At 72.0% G+C, this 19,110-nt stretch carries 20 protein-coding genes; 10 read left to right on the top strand and 10 right to left on the bottom strand.

Annotation, left to right across the window (positions count from 1 at the left end; translation table 11 throughout):
• Positions 1-6: 6 nt before the first annotated feature.
• The 3 genes from P8A18_RS23545 to P8A18_RS23535 all read right to left on the bottom strand — a co-directional run bounded on the left by P8A18_RS23545 (position 7) and on the right by P8A18_RS23535 (position 3,607).
• Positions 7-1,461 carry a choice-of-anchor A family protein gene (locus P8A18_RS23545; RefSeq protein WP_306057348.1) on the bottom strand — a complete coding sequence of 485 codons (1,455 nt, stop codon included), beginning with the start codon at positions 1,459-1,461 and terminating at the stop codon, positions 7-9.
• 95 nt (positions 1,462-1,556) lie between these two features.
• Complete coding sequence (locus P8A18_RS23540) at positions 1,557-2,558, bottom strand: NAD-dependent epimerase/dehydratase family protein (protein WP_306061101.1); 1,002 nt, start codon at positions 2,556-2,558, stop codon at positions 1,557-1,559.
• 8 nt (positions 2,559-2,566) lie between these two features.
• Positions 2,567-3,607: a LysR family transcriptional regulator gene (locus tag P8A18_RS23535; RefSeq protein WP_306057346.1), complete on the bottom strand. Its 1,041-nt coding sequence runs from the start codon at positions 3,605-3,607 to the stop codon at positions 2,567-2,569.
• Positions 3,608-3,995: 388 nt separating this feature from the next.
• Between P8A18_RS23535 and snpA the strand changes: the two genes are divergently transcribed.
• The gene (gene snpA / locus P8A18_RS23530) at positions 3,996-4,655 is read left to right on the top strand and encodes a snapalysin (protein ID WP_306057345.1); all 660 of its coding nucleotides are present in this window, start codon (positions 3,996-3,998) and stop codon (positions 4,653-4,655) included.
• 76 nt (positions 4,656-4,731) lie between these two features.
• On the opposite strand, the gene P8A18_RS23525 is transcribed toward snpA, so the two are convergent.
• The 5 genes from P8A18_RS23525 to P8A18_RS23505 form a co-directional block, all read right to left on the bottom strand.
• Complete coding sequence (locus P8A18_RS23525; RefSeq protein ID WP_306061098.1) at positions 4,732-5,091, bottom strand: GntR family transcriptional regulator; 360 nt, start codon at positions 5,089-5,091, stop codon at positions 4,732-4,734.
• Positions 5,092-5,093: 2 nt separating this feature from the next.
• The gene (locus P8A18_RS23520) at positions 5,094-6,077 is read right to left on the bottom strand and encodes a DUF1648 domain-containing protein (RefSeq protein WP_306057343.1); all 984 of its coding nucleotides are present in this window, start codon (positions 6,075-6,077) and stop codon (positions 5,094-5,096) included.
• 245 nt (positions 6,078-6,322) lie between these two features.
• Complete coding sequence (locus P8A18_RS23515; RefSeq protein ID WP_306057341.1) at positions 6,323-7,003, bottom strand: DUF6304 family protein; 681 nt, start codon at positions 7,001-7,003, stop codon at positions 6,323-6,325.
• A 119-nt stretch (positions 7,004-7,122) separates the two neighbouring features.
• Positions 7,123-8,166, bottom strand: a complete 1,044-nt coding sequence (locus tag P8A18_RS23510; protein ID WP_306057340.1) for a family 2 encapsulin nanocompartment cargo protein polyprenyl transferase — start codon at positions 8,164-8,166, stop codon at positions 7,123-7,125.
• 133 nt (positions 8,167-8,299) lie between these two features.
• A complete protein-coding gene (locus P8A18_RS23505) occupies positions 8,300-9,706 on the bottom strand; it encodes a family 2B encapsulin nanocompartment shell protein (protein ID WP_306057338.1) in 1,407 nt (468 codons plus the stop codon).
• 180 nt (positions 9,707-9,886) lie between these two features.
• On the opposite strand from P8A18_RS23505, the gene P8A18_RS23500 reads away from it, so the two are divergent.
• The 4 genes from P8A18_RS23500 to P8A18_RS23485 all read left to right on the top strand — a co-directional run bounded on the left by P8A18_RS23500 (position 9,887) and on the right by P8A18_RS23485 (position 13,371).
• Complete coding sequence (locus P8A18_RS23500) at positions 9,887-10,333, top strand: RrF2 family transcriptional regulator (RefSeq protein WP_306057337.1); 447 nt, start codon at positions 9,887-9,889, stop codon at positions 10,331-10,333.
• 108 nt (positions 10,334-10,441) lie between these two features.
• Positions 10,442-11,635, top strand: coding sequence for a globin domain-containing protein (locus P8A18_RS23495; RefSeq protein ID WP_306057335.1), 1,194 nt, complete (start codon positions 10,442-10,444; stop codon positions 11,633-11,635).
• 149 nt (positions 11,636-11,784) lie between these two features.
• Entirely contained in the window at positions 11,785-12,378 is a 594-nt protein-coding gene (locus tag P8A18_RS23490) for an N-acetylmuramoyl-L-alanine amidase (RefSeq protein ID WP_018549932.1), read from the top strand.
• Positions 12,379-12,423: 45 nt separating this feature from the next.
• The gene (locus P8A18_RS23485; RefSeq protein WP_306057334.1) at positions 12,424-13,371 is read left to right on the top strand and encodes a 1-aminocyclopropane-1-carboxylate deaminase/D-cysteine desulfhydrase; all 948 of its coding nucleotides are present in this window, start codon (positions 12,424-12,426) and stop codon (positions 13,369-13,371) included.
• Here P8A18_RS23485 and P8A18_RS23480 read toward each other — a convergent pair.
• The gene (locus tag P8A18_RS23480) at positions 13,350-14,948 is read right to left on the bottom strand and encodes a Na+/H+ antiporter (RefSeq protein WP_306057332.1); all 1,599 of its coding nucleotides are present in this window, start codon (positions 14,946-14,948) and stop codon (positions 13,350-13,352) included. The genes P8A18_RS23485 and P8A18_RS23480 overlap by 22 nt on opposite strands.
• 35 nt (positions 14,949-14,983) lie before the next feature.
• On the opposite strand from P8A18_RS23480, the gene P8A18_RS23475 reads away from it, so the two are divergent.
• From P8A18_RS23475 to P8A18_RS23465, 3 genes are all read left to right on the top strand, one after another.
• Positions 14,984-15,244: a UBP-type zinc finger domain-containing protein gene (locus P8A18_RS23475; RefSeq protein WP_306057331.1), complete on the top strand. Its 261-nt coding sequence runs from the start codon at positions 14,984-14,986 to the stop codon at positions 15,242-15,244.
• Between the two features lie 231 nt (positions 15,245-15,475).
• The gene (locus tag P8A18_RS23470; protein ID WP_018105584.1) at positions 15,476-15,889 is read left to right on the top strand and encodes an ATP-binding protein; all 414 of its coding nucleotides are present in this window, start codon (positions 15,476-15,478) and stop codon (positions 15,887-15,889) included.
• A complete protein-coding gene (locus P8A18_RS23465; RefSeq protein WP_371933711.1) occupies positions 15,886-16,866 on the top strand; it encodes an RNA polymerase sigma factor SigF in 981 nt (326 codons plus the stop codon). Before P8A18_RS23470 ends, P8A18_RS23465 begins: the two co-directional genes overlap by 4 nt.
• 71 nt (positions 16,867-16,937) lie before the next feature.
• On the opposite strand, the gene P8A18_RS23460 is transcribed toward P8A18_RS23465, so the two are convergent.
• Positions 16,938-17,330: a hypothetical protein gene (locus P8A18_RS23460; protein WP_306061095.1), complete on the bottom strand. Its 393-nt coding sequence runs from the start codon at positions 17,328-17,330 to the stop codon at positions 16,938-16,940.
• 234 nt (positions 17,331-17,564) lie between these two features.
• Here P8A18_RS23460 and P8A18_RS23455 point away from each other — a divergent pair, with 234 nt between their 5' ends.
• Positions 17,565-18,533: a diacylglycerol/lipid kinase family protein gene (locus P8A18_RS23455; RefSeq protein ID WP_306057329.1), complete on the top strand. Its 969-nt coding sequence runs from the start codon at positions 17,565-17,567 to the stop codon at positions 18,531-18,533.
• A gap of 319 nt (positions 18,534-18,852) precedes the next feature.
• Positions 18,853-19,110, top strand: coding sequence for a WhiB family transcriptional regulator (locus P8A18_RS23450; protein ID WP_003953983.1), 258 nt, complete (start codon positions 18,853-18,855; stop codon positions 19,108-19,110).

Genomic DNA, 19,110 nt, shown 5'->3' with positions numbered 1-19,110 from the left:
CAGGTCCTAGCCGCGTCGGCGCGTCCTGCGGGCCATCACCATGGCGCCGGTACCGGCGGCCAGCAGTGCCGCCGCGATGCCGCCGATCACCCACTCACCGCCGCGCGAACCGGTGTGCGGGAGTTCGCCGCCGGGGTGGGGCGGGCGGTGCGGCCAGGTGTGAGTGGGCTCCGGTCCTGGCGCGGACGGCGACGGTACCGGCGCGGGGGTGGGCGACGCGTCGGTCGGGGACGGCGTCGGCGTCGGCGTCGGCGTGGGGGACGCGTCGGTCGGCGTCGGGGTCGGGGAGTCCGTGGGGGTCGGGGTCGGGGAGTCCGTGGGGGTCGGGGTCGGGGAGTCCGTGGGGGTCGGGGACGGGGAGTCCGTGGGGGTCGGGGACGGTGACGGCTCGGCACCGCAGTCCGGCAGGTCACCGTCGAACGGATAGGAGTGCAGTTCCTGGCCGCCCGACTCGCCCGCCGAGGTGTGGGTGAGGGAACCCGCCGTGTAGAAGCGGCCGTTGACACCGCTCGCGCTGACCGTGGCCCGGCTCGACGGCTGTCCGATCAGCACACTGCCCTGGAACTGGCCGGAACCCCTCAGTCCGACCTCGGTGGCGTCCGGGAAGTTCCACATCAGATGCTCGCGCAGGCCCGTCTGCGGCAGCGAGCCCATGTACGTACTGATGGTGCGGGCGTCGCCGTAGACGTTGACGAGCACGGTCGCGCCGTCCGGGATGCCCGCGAAGACGATGCCCTGGTCGTCGCCCGAGCCGCTCACCACGTCGGCGTCGAGGGCGAAGACCTGGAGCGCGGAGGTGCCGTCACCGGTGAGGACGGTCTCGAAGCCGTCGTTCACGGTGGTCCCCGTCACCGGGCGCCGGTGGTCCGCGTTGTCGTCGTACGCGTAGCAGTGGCTAGCCTCGGTGAGTTCGTCGCGCAGCCCGGCGTACGGGGCGGTCGCGGCCGGGTCGTGGACGGGGGCGTCCGCCGGGTCGACGGTGCCGGTCAGCGTCCCCGCGTAACGGACCCGGCCGGTGTTCCGCATCTCCACCGCGACGATCCGCTGCCCGCTCGCGACGGTGATGTCGCCGCCCACGGTCAGGTAGTCGCTGCCGTTGGGCGGGGGTACCCGCGAACCGACGCCCGCGACGCCGACGTTGTAGATCTGCGAGGCGCCGGTCCGCTTGTCCATGTCGAACGCGCCGAGCGTGACGATCCGGCCCTCGGCCTCGGCCGCCGCCTCCCTGACCAGGTAGTCGCCGCCGACGTAGATGTTGATGTTGCTGTCGTGGTTGCGGACCGGGTCGTTGCTCGGGTCGTTCCACGTGGTGGGGCAGTCGTCACCCAGGCACGGCCCGAGCCCGCCGGGCAGCGGGGCGGCGAAGGCGGCGGGCGCGGCGGTACCCAGCACGACCGCCGCCGCGGCGACGACCACCGCCGCCCGGCGCCTTTTATCACCTTTGATGAGTTTTGATCCCATGGGCGCACTATGCAGCGTCCCGGGCCCCGCGCCGGGGGTGCCACACCGCGCAGGCCCGGCAAGGTCCGCCGCGCGGGCCCCGCCCGCCGGGCCGCTCAGCCCGCCAGGAGCGCGGCCTCGGCCTCCGGGGTGAGCCCCGGGCTGGGCCGGTCGGGGCGCTGCGGCACCGTCCCTCCCAGCTCGCACAGCCACGCCCAGGTGTCGGCGACCGTCTCCTCGACCGGCCGGCAGCGCAGCCCCGCCGCGTACGCGCGGCTGACATCGCCCTGGTGCAGGGTGTCGTACACCTCCCCCGGCGGCAGCCAGACCGGCAGGTCGGTCCACGGCTCGACGCCCGCCGCGAGGATCTTCTCCGCCTCGGTCCAGCGCAGCTCCGCGTCCGAACCGGTGGCCCGCACACAGGCGTCGAGCAGCTCGCCCATGGTGGTGTGCCCCGGCCGGCTGACCAGGTTGTACGGGCCGTGCAGCCCGCGCTCCGCCGCGTCGAGCAGCCAGCCGGCGAGGTCGCGGGCGTCGATGTACTGGAGATCCAGGTCCGGGGTGCCCGGCGCCACCACCGGGCCGCCGCGGGCGATCCTGTTGAGCCACCAGGGCAGCCGGCCGATGTTCTCCCAGGGGCCGATGATCAGACCGGCACGGGCCAGGAGTGCCCGGTCACCGAAGGCGTCCAGCACGGCCAGTTCGCCGCCGCGCTTCGCATGGGCGTACGACTCGCCGTCCTCGGAGTCGGGCGAGGCGCCCTCCACCACGGGGCCGTCCTCGGGCAGACCGGCCGGCGCCGGAAACGCGTACACGGAACGGCTGGATACGTACGTGTACCGGGCGGCCCGGCCGGACAGCAGGCGGGCCGCGTCGCGCACCGCCGACGGCGCGCCGCTCCACGTGTCGACGACCAGGTCCCAGGTGTGGCCTTCGGCATCCGGCGCGTCGGCCGCGGCGAGCGCGGCCAGGCCGCCGTCGGCGGTACGGTCACCGATCAGTTCGGCCACTCCGGCCCGGGGCGCGTGGTGGCCCCGGTGGAAGACGGTGACCTCCCAGCCGCGCGCGAGCGCCGCCTCGGTGACGGCCCGTCCGACGAACTGTGTTCCGCCCAGCATCAGAAGCCTCATGAAGGTGACTCTGCCCTGTGGCGCGGCGATCCGGAACGGTCCACGCTTTCGGCTGAATCGGCCGGGACCGGGAACTCGGCGGGGGCGGTGGGCGTCAGGAGCGGGCTGCGGTGGCGCAGCAGCCACTGGTGGTATCCGGCCACCCGCCGGGCCGCCTCGCGGTAGGCAGCCTCCAGTTCCCCGTAGACCGCGGCCGTGTCGGCGCCCGGCCGGGAGACGAGGAGCAGCCGGACGCCGAGCGGGTCGTCGCGCAGGGGGCGGATCGCCATGTCGTCGCGGGGGCCCGAGGTCGGCTGGCAGGGGGCGACCGCCTCGCCGAGCACGACGAGCGAGGCGGCGGTGAGGTAGTCGCCGTGCAGCACGGCGGGCGCCACCCCGGCCGCGCTGAACACCCGCCGCAGCCCGTCCCATTCGCCGTCCACCGTGGGGTCGACCATCCACCGGTCGGCGGCCAGGTCGGTGAGGTCGACGACGGGCAGCGCGGCGGCCGGGTGGTCGCGGGCCATGGAGACGAACTGGGGTTCGCGGTCCACGAGCACCCGCTGTTCCAGGCCCTCCGGGACGGCGAGCGGACAGCCCTCCACCTCGTGCACGAAAGCGACGTCGAGCCGGCCCGTGTCGACCGCGCGCAGCAGGGCGTGGGCGGACACGTCGACCCGCAGCGAGATGTCGGTGCCGGGCAGCCGAAGCCGAAGCCGGCGCAGCCAGCCGCCGATGACCCGGCTCGCGGTGCAGCCGATGCGCAGCCGGGGCCCCCCGGCGCGCGCGGCGTCGGCCTCCGCCCTGGCGTCGCTGACCAGGGCGCTCATGCCCTCGACCAGGGGGCGGGCGCGGCTGAGGACGGCGCGGCCGAGGAGGGTGGGGCGGCAGCCGGTGCGTCCGCGGCTGAAGAGTTCGGCGCCCAGCGCGTTCTCGATCCGGCGCAGTTGGGTGGTGAGCGCGGGCTGGCTCACGCCGAGTGTGCGGGCCGCCCGGTGCAGGCTGCCGGTGTCGGCGATGGCGCACAGCGCCCTGAGGTGCCTCACCTCAAGCTCCATGCTGCCGAGGGTAGGGCGGCCCGACCGGGTGCACCACGGGCCGTAACTCTGCCAAAGACCCATAATCCGGCATTGGTTCAGGCCGTGGACCCGAAGCGTGCATCAGGCATGCACCCGGCGTGCACCCGCGGCGTGTACAAGGCGCACATCTGCGGCGCGTACCGGGCGGGCATCTGCGGCGTATACCGGGCGGGCCCCAAGCGGTGTGTACCGGGTCCGTGAACCGGCGCGGGTCCGTCGCTCGCACGGGGGGGATAAGGCCGCGCTATCACCGGCTGACATCATCCGCCCCGGCTCCGCTTCCCCGACACTCGCTGCGTACCGACCCCGTCCGAGTCCGAACATCGGACGGGTTCCTCTGGCAGGTAACTGGTAGGAGACCCCCCACATGAGACACCCCAGGACCGTCATGTCGGCCGTGCTCGGCCTCGGCCTCGGCATCGCCGCCGCGCTGGGCACCACCCCCGCGATCGCCGCCCCCGCGCCCGCCGCCCCCACCGCGCACGTGGCGTACACCGCGCATTCCGGTTCGCACGAGAGCGCCGCGGCGAACAAGGCGTTCTTCGAGGCGGTCGTGAAGTCGGTGGCCGAGAAGCGGGCCGCCAACCCGGGCGCCCAGTCCGTCACCATCGTCTACAGCGCCGCCAACGCCCCGAGCTTCCGCACCCAGATAGCCAACAGCGCGCAGATCTGGAACAGCTCGGTCTCCAACGTCCGGCTCCAGGAGGGCTCGAACGCGGACTTCGCCTACTACGAGGGCAACGACCCGATGGGCTCCTACGCGAGCACCGACGGGCACGGCAACGGCTACGTCTTCCTGGACTACGCGCAGAACCAGCAGTACGACTCGACCCGGGTCACCACCCACGAGACCGGGCACGTGCTCGGCCTGCCGGACCACTACACGGGCCCGTGCAGCGAGCTGATGTCGGGCGGCGGCCCCGGCCCGTCCTGCACCAACCCGTACCCGGACTCCAACGAGCGCAACCAGGTGAACTACCTGTGGCAGTACGGCTTCGCGGCCGCGCTCACGGCCGGCGGTTCCTGACCGAACCGGCCCGGTTCCTGACCGAACCGGGCCGGCCGGTGGGCCGCCTCGCAGGACGAGGCGGCCCAGCGGCCGTTCAGAGGGCACCGAATTCGGTACGCACCAGGGTCAGCAGCTCGTCCGGCGTGAGCCCCAGGCCACGGGCCTCCTCGACCGCCTCGCGCACCCGTTCCAGCAGGCGGGCGCGGTGCGGGGACGCGCCGTCGGCGATGGCGGCGCCCCGGCCCCTGCGCAGTTCGATCAGGCCCTCCTCGCGCAGCCGCTGGTAGCCGCGCAGGACCGTGTGCACGTTGACCCCGAGCGATTCGGCCAGGACCCGGGCGGCGGGCAGCCGTTCGCCGGGGGCCGCCGCGCCGTCGGCCACGGCGCGGCGGACACAGGCCGCGATCTGGTCGCCGAGCGGCACGGTGGAGGTGGGATCGACCCGGAAGAGCATGGTCACTGTTCCGTTCGGCGCTGGTCGATCAGGGTGTTGAGCAGCGCGGCGCCGGTCGCCGAGTCGTCCACGGTCACCGCGAAGTCCCGGCCGTTCGCCAGCCGTGCCACGATGCCCTCCCCCGAGCGGATCATGACGCCGGTACGTCCGGGCCGGATGCGGTAGCCCCAGCCGCCGTACTCGGTGAGCGGGCTGATGTCGCGGCTGGTCGCCCCCTCTATACGGTCCAGCGAAACCCGTACACGCGGCCAGGGCAGCAGCCCGGAGACGGTGATCCCGCGCCGGTCCACGGTCACGTACGGACGGGCGAAGCTCGCGATGAGCACGCCGAGGACGAGGGCCGGCACGGCGACGGGCCAGGTCGCGGTGAACAGCAGGGCGACGCCCGTGCCGAAGGTCAGGAGCGCGATGAGCGACAGCCACCAGGACCCGGCGCCGCGCGCCCACCCGGCGACCTCACCGGGTCGCAGCGCGATCCGCTTCCGCTCCCCCTCGGCCCCGCCACCCCCGTCCGGCTCGATCGCGGGGACCAGCGCGGCCACCAGGAACCCCAGCCCGAAGCCGACAGCGGCCACCCCGACGGCCACGGCCAGATGCCACAGCGGGAACGAGACGTCCTGCCCCCGGCCCCGGGCGTCCTCGACCGCGTCCACGTTGATGAGCATGACGGCCGCCATCAGGTAGCCGAGGAACCCGGCGAGCGCGTAGCCGCAGCCGACCATTGCGCGGGAAGCCGAGCCGTAGAACTTCCCCAGCCCCGCCATCAGCGCCAGCAGAACGCCGCAGCCGACCAGCACCACCGTGGTGACGACGACGTACGAGGTCTGGCCCGCGTAGTCGTCCGCCCGGCCGTTGCCCACGAAATGGCTGGCCAGCTGGGCGGGAAGCCGGTCGCGGCGGGTGGCGAAGAGGATCAGGTCGGTGGCGAGCGCGAGCAGGAACGGCAGAGCGGTGAGGACCACGCGGCCGATGTTTTTCCGGTTCATGAAAACCTCCATTGTTCGCATGCTAGTAGAACAATGGAGTCCATGGCAACGAGAAGCGAGGGAGGGCGGTACGCCCAGGTGCGACGCGGTGCCGCGGTGCGGGTGCGGCGCCGCGTTTCCCGAAACGCAGAACCGCCGAAACGCCGAACCGCCCGGCGGCGCAAGGCCGTCGGGCGGTTCGGGATCGAGCGGTTCGGAGGGAGGGGTTCAGGGGGCGGTTCGGGGGCGGCCCGAGGGCCGGCCGGTCAGGCCGTTTCGAGTGGGAACGCGCCCCGGTGTCCGGTGCCCGCGCCCGCTGTCGGCCGGGGCTCGAACTCCCGGCAGCTCCAGACCTCCTGGACGAAGCCGGTGCGCCGGTCCCACAGGCCGAGCACGTCCTGCTCACCGGCCGTGCCCCGGTACTCCTCCTTCGCGCCCCGGAAGCAGGCGAGCCCGCCGGAGAGGCCGCGGACCGGTACCGGGTCCTGGGCCGGGAAGTAGTCCGAGAACGCGCAGGCTATGCAGGTCCTGAGCATCACGCCGGGCGGCAGCTTCCGCTGGATGGTGGCCAGCGCGGACCCGAAGTCGCTCTCGGCCCGGTGCGACCGGAAGGCCGCCCCGCCGAACTGCAGCTCCAGATACAGATACGGGTCGGGCCTGCGCAGCGACAACAGGCAGCTGAGCGTCGCCTGCCGCCCCTCCCCCTCCGCGGTGACGGGGAACGGCAGGTCCCACTCCAGGACGCAGTCGTTGAGCGCCCCGTCCGTCAGGGCGAACACTCCGCTCTCCACCGGCGCGCCGGCCACCGGGCGCAGGCCGTCGAAGCTCGTGCCCTCGAAGTCCACGCCCCTGATGCGGAGCCGGAGTTGCTGTCCGTCGGTGGTGAGGATGACGGCGTCGGATCCCTGCCGGTCCCGGTACCACCCTGCCCACGACTCATCTGTCATGAGCAGGGACTGTAGCCCCTGCCTCCGACACCGCCCCTGCCGCCCTCCGGTTGTCCCCGCAGCCCTCGTGATCTTGCTCTGGTTCCTCCCTTCCGCCCCTCATATGTGCCTGGGGAGTCTCAGTGCGAGCGGCGGGTGACGAACTCCGCCAGGGCCAGCAGATCGCCCGCCGCCGACAGGTCCGGGACCGCCCGGGACAGGTGGTGCACCGCGCGCGCCATCCGGTCCCCGGCGCAGCCCTGCGCCCAGTCACGGCCACCGGCTCTGTCGACGGCTTCCGAGGCCCGGCTCACCTCGGCGCGCGTGTTCATCGCGCCCCGGTAGAGGGCGGCGAGCTCCGCGGCGGCCGGGCCGCCCGCGGTGAGCGCCGCCACCACGGGCAGCGACTTCTTGTGGGCGCTGAGATCCGCCCCGACCGGCTTGCCGGTCTGCGCCGGGTCCCCCCAGATGCCGATCAGGTCGTCGATCAGCTGGAAGGCGAGTCCGGCCTCCCGGCCGAAGCCGTCCATGGCCCCGACGGCCCGTTCGTCGGCACCCGCGTAGAGCGCCCCCAGCGCACAGGCGCAGCCGAGCAGCGCGCCCGTCTTCGCCGTGGCCATGGTGAGGCACTCGTCCAGCGACACCTGGTCCGGATCGCGCTCCTCGAAGGCGCAGTCGGCCTGCTGGCCCGCGCACAGCTCGATGACACACGTCGAGAGTCTGGCCGAGGCGCCGGCCGAGACCGCTCTGTCGTCCTCGGCCAGCAGCCGCTGGGCGAGAGCCAGCATCGCGTCGCCGGCGATGACGGCGTCGGCGACGCCGAACACCGTCCAGGCGGTGGGCCGGTGGCGGCGGGTGTGGTCCTCGTCGATGACGTCGTCGTGCAGCAGGGTGAAGTTGTGGACCAGCTCCACGGCGACGGCCGCCCGGACCGCCTGTTCGGGATCGCCGCCCAGCGCGCGGGCGGCCGCCAGGACGAGCGCCGGTCTGATCGCCTTGCCCGCGCCGCCCGCGGCCGGGCTGCCGTCGGCGTGCTCCCAGCCGAAGTGGTACATCGCGACCCGCCGGAGCGATCCGGGGAGGGAGGCGACCGCGGCCCGCAGAGGGGGGTCGACGAGGGTACGGGTGTACTCCAGCAGCGCCGCGGCCTCGTTGCCCTCGGTCGCGGCGTCGGTTCGGGTCATGGTCAATCGGTCACCCCTGTCGTTGCCGTCCCGCCTCGGCCGCTGTCGCGCCGGGGGGCGGGGACGTGGGTGGTTGCTGTGGTTGCGCGCTGCGGGCCGGGGCCCGGACCCCGCGGGGTCCGGGCCCCCTGGCTCACCGCCAGCGGCTGACCTCGACGTTCTCCAGGACACCGAGGGCGTCCGGGACGAGGATCGCCGCGGAGTAGTAGGCGGTCACGAGGTAGGAGATGATCGCCTGCTCGTCGATGCCCATGAAGCGGACCGAGAGGCTGGGCTCGATCTCGTCCGGGATGCCCGTCTGCTGGAGGCCGATGACGCCCTGCTCGGCCTCACCGGTCCTCATGCAGATGATCGAGGTGGTGCGGGCGTCGCTGACCGGGATCTTGTTGGACGGGAAGATCGGCACCCCGCGCCAGGCCGGCACATGGTGTCCGCCGATGTCGACGCTCTCCGGCACCAGTCCGCGCTTGTTGCACTCGCGGCCGAAGGCGGCGATGGCGCGCGGGTGGGCGAGGAAGAGCTTGGAGCCGCGGCGGCGCGAGAGCAGTTCGTCCATGTCGTCGGGGCTGGGCACCCCGTCGTGCGGCTGGAGCCGCTGGCCGTAGTCGCAGTTGTTGAGCAGGCCGAACTCGCGGTTGTTGATCAGCTCGTGCTCCTGGCGCTCGCGCAGCGCCTCGACCGTGAGCCGCAACTGCTGCTCGGTCTGGTTCATCGGCTGGTTGTAGAGGTCCGCGACGCGGCTGTGGACCTTCAGAACGGTCTGGGCGACGCTCAGTTCGTACTCGCGGGGCGCGGCGTCGTAGTCCACGTACGTGTGCGGGACGACGGCCTCACCGACATGGCCCGCGGAGAGGTCGATCTCCGCCTCGCCGTATTTGTTGGTGCGCTGGTGCGGGACGGCCAGCAGCCGGGCGAGGTGGTCGCGCAGCGGCTCGGCCCGCTCGGCGAGGTTGAGCACATCGGCGCGCGAGAGCGTCAGCACCGTGCACGCGGTGACGGCGCGTGCCGTGTACTCCCAGACGGCGTCGCCCTCGATGAGGGAGTGGTCCCCGAAGTAGGCCCCGTCCGCGTGGACACCGAGCACCGTCTCGTCCCCGTAGGGGCCGGTGCCGATCTTCTCGACCTTGCCGTGCGCCAGCAGGTAGACCCGGTCCGCCGCCTCACCCTCCGTCGCCAGGAGCTGCCCGGCGGGGACGTCGCGCTGCTCACACCTCCTGGCCAGTTCGGCGAGGACCGCCTCGTCCCCGAAGTCCCTCAGGGCAGGGAGCTCGCCGAGCTCGGCCGGGATGACCGCCACCTGGTCCCCGGTCTGTACGAACGTCACACGGCCGTCCCCGACCGAGTAGCTCAGCCGGCGGTTCACCCGGTACGTGCCGCCCTGCACCTGGACCCACGGAAGCATCTTCAGCAGCCACCGTGAGGTGATCTCCTGCATCTGCGGAGCGGACTTGGTGGTCGTCGCGAGGTTCCGCGCGGCCGCCGTGCCGAGACTCTGCTGCGGCGGCACCTGCACGTTCTGAACCTCTTCACCAACGGACATCTGTCGTCCTCTCGATTTGTCGGCTGACCTGCGAGAAGAAGACTTCCAGCACGATGAGGCCCCGCGCCATTACACAAAAGAGTGTGACTAATCGGCCTTTGGGCTGGGCACAACGCTGCGCGATACCCCGACCGCCTTCAAATTTGTATCTCGAATGCCAATTAACCTAGTCTCGCCGCCATGCGGCTGACGAGATTCACGGACGTGGCACTGCGCGTACTGATGCGCCTGGCCGTCGTGAAGCACGAGGACCCGACCACCCGCGAGGTGGCGGCCACGATGCAGGTGCCGTACTCGCACGCCGCCAAGGTGGTGGCCCGCCTCCAGCACCTCGGCCTGGTCGAGGCGCGGCGCGGGCGCGGCGGCGGCCTCACCCTCACCGAGGCCGGCCGGACGGCGTCGGTGGGCGGCCTCGTGCGCGAACTGGAGGGGCCCGGCGACGTCGTCGACTGCGAGGGGGGCACCCCGTGCCCGCTGCGGTCGGCCTGCCGGCTGCGCAGCGCCCTGCGCCTGGCGGAGGAGGCCTTCTACACCTCCCTCGACCCGCTCACCGTCGCCGATCTGGTCACCGGCCCCACCGGCCCGCTCCTGATCGGCATCAGCAGCGGCCCCCCGCCCGGCGACTGAGCCGCAAGCCCCCTGAACCCACCCCGCCGCACCGGGTCCCGAACCCGGTTTCTACACTGAGCTTAAATGCGCATCTCAGATGCCAATTCAACATCCGAGGAGTCACCCATGCTCTCCGAGCCGTCCACCGCCACCGTCCGTGCCACCCTTCCCGCCGTCGGCGCGGCCATCGGAGACATCGCCGATCTCTTCTACCGGAAGCTGTTCGACGCCCACCCGGAGCTGCTGCGCGACCTGTTCAACCGCGGCAACCAGGCCTCCGGCGCCCAGCGCCAGGCGCTCGCCGGCTCCATCGCCGCCTTCGCGACCCAGCTGGTCGAGCACCCCGACACGCGACCGGACGTGATGCTCAGCCGCATCGCCCACAAGCACGCCTCACTGGGCATCACCCCCGCCCAGTACGACGTCGTCCACACCCACCTCTTCGCCGCCATAGCCGAGGTCCTGGGCGACGCGGTCACCCCCGAGGTCGCCGCCGCCTGGGACGAGGTCTACTGGCTGATGGCCAACGCCCTGATCGCCATCGAGGAACGGCTGTACGCCCAGCAGGGCGTCGTCGCCGGTGACGTCTGGCGCGACTGGGAGGTCGTCTCGCGCACCGAGGAGACCGAGGACGTCGCCACCTTCCGCCTCCGCCCGGCCGACGGCTCGCCGGCCCCCGCCTTCCGCCCCGGCCAGTACGTCTCCGTACAGGTCGAACTCCCGGACGGCGCCCACCAGATACGTCAGTACAGCCTCTCCTGCGCCCCCGGCTCGACGGTCCGCTCGATCACGGTCAAGCGGGTGCGTGGCGGCGGCGCCCCGGACGGCGAGGTCTCGCGGCAGCTGCACGAGCAGGTCCGTGCGGGGGACAGGCTCCGGGTCTCGGCCCCGTACGGCGACCTCGTCCTGAAGTCCGCCGAGGCGCCCCTCCTGCTGGCCTCCGCGGGCATCGGCTGCACGCCGATCCTGTCGATGCTGGAGCACCTCGCCGAGTCCGGGCACCGCACCCCGGTCACCGTCGTGCACGGCGACCGCTCCCCCGCCGACCACGCGATGCGCACCGACCACGCCGCCCTCGCCGGCAAGCTCCCCGACTCGGCGGCCCACTTCTGGTACGAGGACCCGACGGACGGCCACCCCGCCGACCGGACCGGTCTGGTCGACCTGAGCGGCCTGGCGATCGCCTCCGGCACACACGCCTACCTCTGCGGCCCGCTGCCCTTCATGCGCTCGGTGCGCACCCAGCTGCTCGCCAAGGGCGTCGCCGCGTCCGACATCCACTACGAGGTGTTCGGCCCCGACCTGTGGCTCGCCTCCTGAGCGCCCCACGACGCGCGCCGAATTGACCGAATCGGCTCGCACAGCATCCGAACAGGGCCCCGCGGTCGCGCCGCGACCGGTCCGGGGCCCTGTCCGGCGGGTACAAGCGCTGTACGGACACACTCCCCCACGCACCAAAGGAGTCGGTCATGTCCACACCCATGTCCGCGAGCGCTTTCCTCGCCGCCCTGAAGAACGAAGGGCTCACCGTCGTCCAGGTCGGCGACTGGCGCAGCCACAACCGCAACCACAAGGGCGCCTGGGGCCCGGTCAACGGCGTGATGATCCACCACTCCGTCACCAGGGGAACGGACGCCACCGTACGGATGTGCCGCGACGGCCACCCCGACCTGCCGGGGCCGCTGTGCCACGGCGTCATCGCCAAGGACGGCCGGGTCCACCTGGTCGGATACGGCCGGACCAACCACGCGGGCCTGGGCGACGACGACGTGCTGCGCGCCGTCATCGCCGAGAAGAAGAAGCTCCCCGGCGTCAACGAGAGCAACACCGACGGGAACCGGCACTTCTACGGCTTCGAGTGCGAGAACCTCGGCGACGGCAAGGACCCCTGGCCCGACGCCCAGCTCGAAGCCATCGAGAAGGCCGCGGCGGCCCTCTGCCGGCACCACGGCTGGAACTCCCGCTCGGTCATCGGGCACCTGGAGTGGCAGCCCGGCAAGGTGGACCCGCGCGGCTTCACGATGGCGGACATGCGGGACCGCGTCCACGACCGCCTCAAGTAGCCGCCCGGGGGCCGTCCGGCGGGGGCGTACGCCCACAATGGGGGCATGCCCGACGCGCCCGCCCCGTCCCCCGGCCCGCCCGGCCTCTCCCGGCTGCGGCCGGTGCTCCCGTCACCCGTGCGGCAGGTCGAGGACGAGCGCTTCACCCGCCACGGTGTGACGCTGCTGCTCAAACGCGACGATCTGATCCACCCGGACCTGCCGGGCAACAAATGGCGCAAACTCGCTCCCAACCTGCTCGCCGCCGCCGGGCGCCCCGTGCTGACCTTCGGCGGCGCCTACTCCAACCACCTGCGGGCCACGGCCGCCGCGGGCCGGCTGCTGGGCTTCCGCACGATCGGCGTCGTCCGGGGCGACGAACTGGCGCACCGGCCCCTGAACCCCTCGCTCGCCCGGTGCGCGGCGGACGGCATGCGGCTGCACTTCGTGGACCGGCGCACGTACCGCGCCAAGACCGATCCGGTGGTCCTGGCCGGACTGCTGGACGTCCACGGCGAGTGCGAGATCGTCCCGGAGGGCGGCAGCAACGCCCTCGCGGCCCGGGGCTGCGCCGCACTCGGGCACGAGCTGCGGGGCGTGGCCGATGTGGCGGCGGTGGCCTGCGGCACCGGCGGCAGCCTCGCCGGGCTGGCCGCCGGGCTCGGGCCGGGGCAGCGCGCCCTCGGCGTCCCGGTCCTGCGCGGGGGCTTCCTCGGCGACGCGGTGCGGGAGCTGCAACAGGAGGCGTTCGGCGGGCCGGCCGGCGACTGGTGGCTGGACGAGCGCTTCCACTTCGGCGGCTACGCCCGTACGACACCCGCCCTGCATGCCTTCGCACAGGATTTCGAGGACCGCCACGGGCTGCCGGTCGAGCGACTGTATGTGGCCAAAATGCTGCACGCGCTCACCGTGCTGGCCGAAGAGGGCGCGTTCCCCGCCGGGAGCACCGTCGCGGCCGTGATCACGGGCCGTCCCGACACCGCCGCCGACGGTCAGTCCGCGTCCTCCCGGTAGGCCGCCGCCTCCTCCAGGTCCAGGCGGCGCAGCAGGGTCCGCATCATCTCGTCGTCGATCCTGCGCTCGTCCCGCAGCCGTACGAAGACCTCGCGCTCGGCCTCGATCATCTCGCCGGCCAGCCGCCGGTAGGTGTCGTCCGCCGATTCGCCGGTGACCGGGTCGGCCGCGCCCAGCCGCTCCCACACGGCGTTGCGGCGGCGTTCCAGGACGGTGCGCAGCCGGTCGGTGAGCGGCTGGGGCAGGCGGTTGTGCTCGTCGGTGAGCAGTTCCTCCAGGCGGGACTCGGCGGCGGTGGACGCCTCGCTCTGGGCCTGCGCCTCGGCGAGCGTCTCGGCCTGCCGGTCGCGCCCCGGGAGCTTCAGCACGCGCACCAGGAGGGGCAGCGTGAGCCCCTGGATGACGAGCGTGCCGATGACGGTGGTGAACGTCAGGAACAGGACGAGGTTGCGGGCCGGGAAGGCCGCGCCGTCGGACGTGACCGGCGGGATGGAGAAGGCGACGGCCAGCGAGACGACCCCGCGCATCCCGGCCCAGCCCACGATCAGCGGGGAGGTCCAGTCCGTGTTGGACTCCCGTTCCCTGATCCGCCGCGACAGCCACCGGGGCAGGTAGGTCGCCGGGTAGACCCAGACGAAGCGGACCAGGACGACGACGAGGAAGACCACCACCGCGTACCCGAAGGCCTCCGCCACGGCGTACGCGCCGAGCCCCTTCAGGACGAACGGCAGCTGGAGGCCGATCAGGGCGAAGACGACGGACTCCAGGACGAAGGCGACCATCTTCCAGACGGCGGCCTCCTGGAGCCGGGTGGCGAAGTCGACCTGCCAGGAGCGGTGGCCCAGATACAGCGCGACGACGACCACGGCGAGCACCCCGGAGGCGTGCACGCGTTCGGCCGCCGCGTACGCCACGAACGGGATCAGGAGCGAGAGCGTGTTCTGGAGCAGCGGCTCCCTGAGGTGGGTGCGCAGCCAGTGCAGCGGCACCATGAGCAGGAGGCCGGCCCCGACGCCGCCGACCGAGGCGAGCAGGAATTCGCCCGCTCCGGCGCCCCAGCTCATGCCCTCGCCCACGGCGGCGGCGAGCGCGACCTTGTAGGCGGTGATCGCGGTGGCGTCGTTCACGAGCGACTCGCCCTGGAGGATCGTCGTGACGCGCGCGGGCAGCCCGACCCGGCGGGCGATGGCCGCGGCCGTGACGGCGTCCGGCGGCGCGATCACGGCCCCGAGCACCAGGGCGGCGGTGAGCGGCAGGTCGGGCACCAGCCGGTGGACCAGATAGCCCACCGCGACGGTCGCGAACAGCACATAGCCGACCGAGAGCAGGGCGACGGGCCGCAGATTGGCCCGCAGGTCGAGGTAGGAGCTGTCCACGGCGGCGGTGTAGAGCAGGGGCGGCAGCAGCAGCGGGAGCACGATGTGCGCGTCCAGGGTGTACGTCGGCACCCCCGGCACGTACGAGCCGATCAGCCCCACGGCCACCAGCAGAAGAGGTGCCGGCACCGGCGTGCGACGGGCCAGACCCGCCGTCGCCGCGCTGGCCGCGACCAGCGCCACCAGGGGCAATGCGTCCATCTCACGGTCCTCGCATCCGTCGTAACCTGGCCATCATGAGTGTGTGCCCGCATGTATCGGACCTGCCGCGCCCCGAGCCGGCGCCCCTGAGTGAGACGTGTCTCGAATGCCGGGCGGCCGGCACCCACCCCGTGCAGCTGCGACTCTGCCTGAGCTGTGGCCACGTCGGCTGCTGCGATTCGTCGCCCGGGCGGCACGCCACGGGGCACTACCAGGAGACCGGCCACCCCGTGATGCGGAGCTTCGAGGCCGGCGAGAACTGGCGTTGGTGCTTCACGGACGGTTCGATCGTCTGACGTCTGGGTACGTCAAACCGGCGCCCGTCGTTCGCAATTGACCGGCGCAGCCCCCTAGCCACTGTGTGTACCCATGGGCCTACCATGAGTGACAGCCGCAGGGGGAGGTTCCGGCGACACGGCATCATGGATGCCGATAGCGTCGCCGGGACTGGAACCGAAGACGTACCGCATGGCTCCGGGCGCTCTTCCCGGAACCTCGAATGAGTTTGTGCCACCTTGGAGGTGAGGGTGTCCCAGATCGCAGGCGAGCCCGGGAATCAGGACTTCGTAGAGGTCCGGCTGCCCGCTGCGGGTGCCTACCTGTCGGTGCTGCGCACGGCCACGGCCGGTCTCGCAGCACGCTTGGACTTCACGCTCGACGAGATCGAGGACCTTCGCATCGCGGTCGACGAGGCCTGCGCGATCCTGCTCCAGCAGGCCGTGCCCGGCTCCGTCCTCAGCTGCGTGTTCCGGCTCATCGACGATTCACTTGAGGTGACGGTCGCGGCCCCGACCACCGACGGCCGCGCCCCGGAGCGCGACACCTTCGCCTGGACGGTGCTCTCCGCCCTGGCCGGAAAGGTCGACTCCTCGGTCGCCGACGACCGTACGGTCAGCATCAGCCTGTACAAACAGCGCGGCGCGGGACCCGGGCCGGCGTGAGCAACGGGAACGGGGACGGTCCTGTGCGGGACGAGACGATCCGACCAGGGGTGGTGCGTGCGGCAGGCATCCCGGACCAGCAGGCCCTGCCTCATCCGGTGGACGGGGCGGACCTGCCCCGTGCGGTGGACGGGGCGGACGGGCCCGCCGGCATTACGGTCGCGGTGGAGCAGGCGCAGGCGGAGCAGGCGGGCCAGATGAGCGAGCACGGGCACCACGATCCAAACGACCGCAGCGGGGCGCGGGCGTTGTTCATCGAGCTGGGCAAGCTCCCCGACGGTTCGCCGGAGAAGGCGGAGCTGCGCAACCGGCTGGTGCGGATGCATCTGCCGCTGGTGGAGCATCTGGCCCGGCGCTTCCGCAACCGCGGGGAGCCGCTGGACGACCTGACCCAGGTCGCCACGATCGGGCTGATCAAGTCCGTCGACCGGTTCGACCCGGAGCGGGGCGTCGAGTTCTCCACGTATGCGACGCCGACGGTCGTCGGGGAGATCAAGCGCCACTTCCGTGACAAGGGCTGGGCGGTGCGGGTGCCGCGCCGCCTCCAGGAGCTGCGGCTGTCGCTGACCACGGCCACCGCCGAGCTCTCCCAGCAGCACGGCCGCTCGCCCACGGTGCATGAGCTGGCGGAGCGGCTCGGGATCTCCGAGGAGGAGGTCCTGGAGGGGCTGGAATCGGCCAACGCGTACAGCACGCTCTCGCTGGACGTGCCGGACACGGACGACGAGTCGCCCGCCGTCGCGGACACGCTCGGCTCCGAGGACGAGGCGCTGGAGGGCGTCGAGTACCGGGAGTCGCTGAAGCCGCTGCTGGAGGACCTGCCGCCACGAGAAAAACGGATTCTGCTACTCCGGTTCTTCGGCAACATGACCCAGTCGCAGATCGCGCAGGAGGTCGGCATCTCGCAGATGCACGTCTCACGGCTGCTCGCCCGCACGCTGGCGCAGCTGCGCGAGCGGCTGCTCGTCGAGGAGTAGCGAGGAGCAGGCGGCAGGGTGCGCCGAAGGCCGCCGGGGACGCCCCGGCGGCCTTCGGCACTCAGTGGGTGTCAGGCGTCGGTGGTGTCCGCGTCGGGCGCCGCGCCCGGCCTGCGGATGCCGAGCGCCTCGATGGTGGCGGGCCTGACCAGCTGGTAGAGCGAGGTCAGCGCCACCGCCGCGAGCACGATCCCGGCCGGGATCAGGACACCGTGGGACCGCAGCAGCGTCCAGGCGACCGGCAGCGCGATGATCTGCGTGATGAGCGCGGGCCCCCGGCTCCAGCTGCGCCGCAGCAGCAGTCCGCGCGCGGCGAAGAGCGGGATCAGTCCCAGCGCGATCACGGTGAGCCCGCCCATCTCGGCCTGCTCCGGGCTGTCGGGGCGGCCGAGCAGCCCCATCACCAGCATGTAGATCCCGCCGACGACGAGGGCGGTGCCTTCGAGGGCGTTGAGTCCGGCCACCAGCGTGATCCTGGCCGGCCTCACCGGCTCGGCCGAGGGGGTCGGCGAGGGCGCGTTCTGCTGAGTACTCACCCTTGCAGGTTGGCATCCCCGCCCTGGGAAAGGAAAGCCGGGGGTCGCCGTGCCACCCCACGGGAGAGGCGCGCCGCCGCCCCGCTCCCGTACCGTCACCGAGCGTGAGGGTCACCGGGCAGGACTTCAGGCCGATACCCCGCGGTAGGTAGGCTGGCGGTCATGCGCGCACTTCTTGTGGTCAATCCAGCTGCCACCACCACCAGTGCGCGGACCCGTGACGTGCTGATCCACGCCCTGGCCAGCGAGATGAAGCTGGAGGCCGTCACCACGGAGTACCGCGGGCACGCCCGTGACCTGGGGCGGCGGGCCGCCGACAGCGACGACATCGATCTCGTGGTGGCGCTCGGCGGCGACGGCACGGTCAACGAGGTCGTGAACGGCCTGCTGCACCGGGGCCCGGAACTCGACAGCCTGCCGAAGCTGGCCGTGGTGCCCGGCGGCTCGACCAATGTCTTCGCGCGCGCCCTCGGACTGCCCAACGACGCGGTGGAGGCGACCGGCGCCATTCTGGACGCGCTGGCGAACCGGACGGAGCGCACGGTCGGCCTCGGCCTCGCGGCGGGCACACCGGGCACGGACGACGAATCCGTACCGGAACGCTGGTTCACCTTCTGCGCCGGCCTCGGATTCGACGCCGGGGTGATCGGCCGGGTCGAGCAGCACCGCGAGCGCGGCAAGCGTTCGACCCATGCGCTGTACGTGCGCCAGGTGGTCCGGCAATTCCTCGACGAGCCGCACCGGCGGCAGGGCGTGATAACGCTCGATGTGCCCGGCCAGGACCCGGTCACCGATCTCGCGCTTTCCATAATCTGCAACACGGCGCCCTGGACGTACCTGGGGAACCGGCCGATCTACGCGGCCCCGAAGGCCACCTTCGACACCGCCCTGGACGTGCTTGGCCTGCGGAAACTGTCCACGGCCGCGGTCAGCCGCTACGCCACCCAGCTGCTCACGTCGAGCCCGGAGAAGGGCCCTCGCGGCAAGCACGCGGTTTCACGGCACGACCTCACGGACTTCACCTTGCATTCAAAGGTTCCACTGCCCTTCCAGATGGACGGTGACCACCTGGGAGTGCGTACAAGTGTGACGTTCACAGGCGTACGCCGTGCACTGCGTGTGATTGTGTGAGTGGAAGGGACCAAAGTCCTTTAACTCGAACGTTTGGACTGGCTTCCACCCTCTAGAAGTACGGCTGTGACCTAGTCGACACCGAGGAATCAAAAAAAACTTTCCTGAAGGGGTTGTATCCGCAGCCGAGGTTTGCGAATCTCTACATGGCGATCGGGACGGCCCGCAACAACGGCCTCCACTGAGAGCCAGAACCCCTCCTCACTTCACAGGACCGCAACCAGTTCATCTGGGCGTCGGCCCCACACCTGCGGGGGGATTCGTGAAAGCGTTCACATTCACAAGCCACAGTACGTAATACCAAGGAGAGGTAGCAGCCATGGACTGGCGTCACAACGCCGTTTGTCGTGAGGAAGACCCGGAGCTGTTCTTCCCCATCGGCAACACCGGTCCTGCGCTGCTGCAGATCGAGGAAGCCAAGGCCGTCTGCCGTCGCTGCCCCGTCATGGAGCAGTGCCTGCAGTGGGCGCTCGAGTCCGGCCAGGACTCGGGCGTCTGGGGTGGCCTCAGCGAGGACGAGCGCCGCGCAATGAAGCGCCGCGCCGCTCGCAACCGGGCGCGCAACGCCAGCGCCTGA

The organism is Streptomyces sp. Mut1, from assembly GCF_030719295.1.
In the GTDB taxonomy this organism is placed as follows: domain Bacteria; phylum Actinomycetota; class Actinomycetes; order Streptomycetales; family Streptomycetaceae; genus Streptomyces; species Streptomyces castrisilvae.
The sequence above is the reverse complement of the archived record's forward strand: the minus strand, read 5'-3'. Positions and strand labels throughout refer to the sequence as shown.

Excerpts from the sequence above, each read along its gene's own strand:
- P8A18_RS23490 (WP_018549932.1), top strand. The coding sequence starts at position 11,785 with ATGTCCACACCCATGTCCGCGAGCGCTTTCCTCGCCGCCCTGAAGAAC.
- P8A18_RS23510 (WP_306057340.1), bottom strand. The coding sequence starts at position 8,166 with ATGACCCGAACCGACGCCGCGACCGAGGGCAACGAGGCCGCGGCGCTG.
- P8A18_RS23540 (WP_306061101.1), bottom strand. The coding sequence starts at position 2,558 with ATGCTGGGCGGAACACAGTTCGTCGGACGGGCCGTCACCGAGGCGGCG.
- P8A18_RS23520 (WP_306057343.1), bottom strand. The coding sequence starts at position 6,077 with ATGAACCGGAAAAACATCGGCCGCGTGGTCCTCACCGCTCTGCCGTTC.
- P8A18_RS23525 (WP_306061098.1), bottom strand. The coding sequence starts at position 5,091 with ATGCTCTTCCGGGTCGATCCCACCTCCACCGTGCCGCTCGGCGACCAG.
- snpA (WP_306057345.1), top strand. The coding sequence starts at position 3,996 with ATGAGACACCCCAGGACCGTCATGTCGGCCGTGCTCGGCCTCGGCCTC.
- P8A18_RS23505 (WP_306057338.1), bottom strand. The coding sequence starts at position 9,706 with ATGTCCGTTGGTGAAGAGGTTCAGAACGTGCAGGTGCCGCCGCAGCAG.
- P8A18_RS23480 (WP_306057332.1), bottom strand. The coding sequence starts at position 14,948 with ATGGACGCATTGCCCCTGGTGGCGCTGGTCGCGGCCAGCGCGGCGACG.
- P8A18_RS23535 (WP_306057346.1), bottom strand. The coding sequence starts at position 3,607 with ATGGAGCTTGAGGTGAGGCACCTCAGGGCGCTGTGCGCCATCGCCGAC.
- P8A18_RS23450 (WP_003953983.1), top strand. The coding sequence starts at position 18,853 with ATGGACTGGCGTCACAACGCCGTTTGTCGTGAGGAAGACCCGGAGCTG.
- P8A18_RS23455 (WP_306057329.1), top strand. The coding sequence starts at position 17,565 with ATGCGCGCACTTCTTGTGGTCAATCCAGCTGCCACCACCACCAGTGCG.
- P8A18_RS23545 (WP_306057348.1), bottom strand. The coding sequence starts at position 1,461 with ATGGGATCAAAACTCATCAAAGGTGATAAAAGGCGCCGGGCGGCGGTG.
- P8A18_RS23515 (WP_306057341.1), bottom strand. The coding sequence starts at position 7,003 with ATGACAGATGAGTCGTGGGCAGGGTGGTACCGGGACCGGCAGGGATCC.
- P8A18_RS23495 (WP_306057335.1), top strand. The coding sequence starts at position 10,442 with ATGCTCTCCGAGCCGTCCACCGCCACCGTCCGTGCCACCCTTCCCGCC.
- P8A18_RS23485 (WP_306057334.1), top strand. The coding sequence starts at position 12,424 with ATGCCCGACGCGCCCGCCCCGTCCCCCGGCCCGCCCGGCCTCTCCCGG.
- P8A18_RS23475 (WP_306057331.1), top strand. The coding sequence starts at position 14,984 with ATGAGTGTGTGCCCGCATGTATCGGACCTGCCGCGCCCCGAGCCGGCG.
- P8A18_RS23500 (WP_306057337.1), top strand. The coding sequence starts at position 9,887 with ATGCGGCTGACGAGATTCACGGACGTGGCACTGCGCGTACTGATGCGC.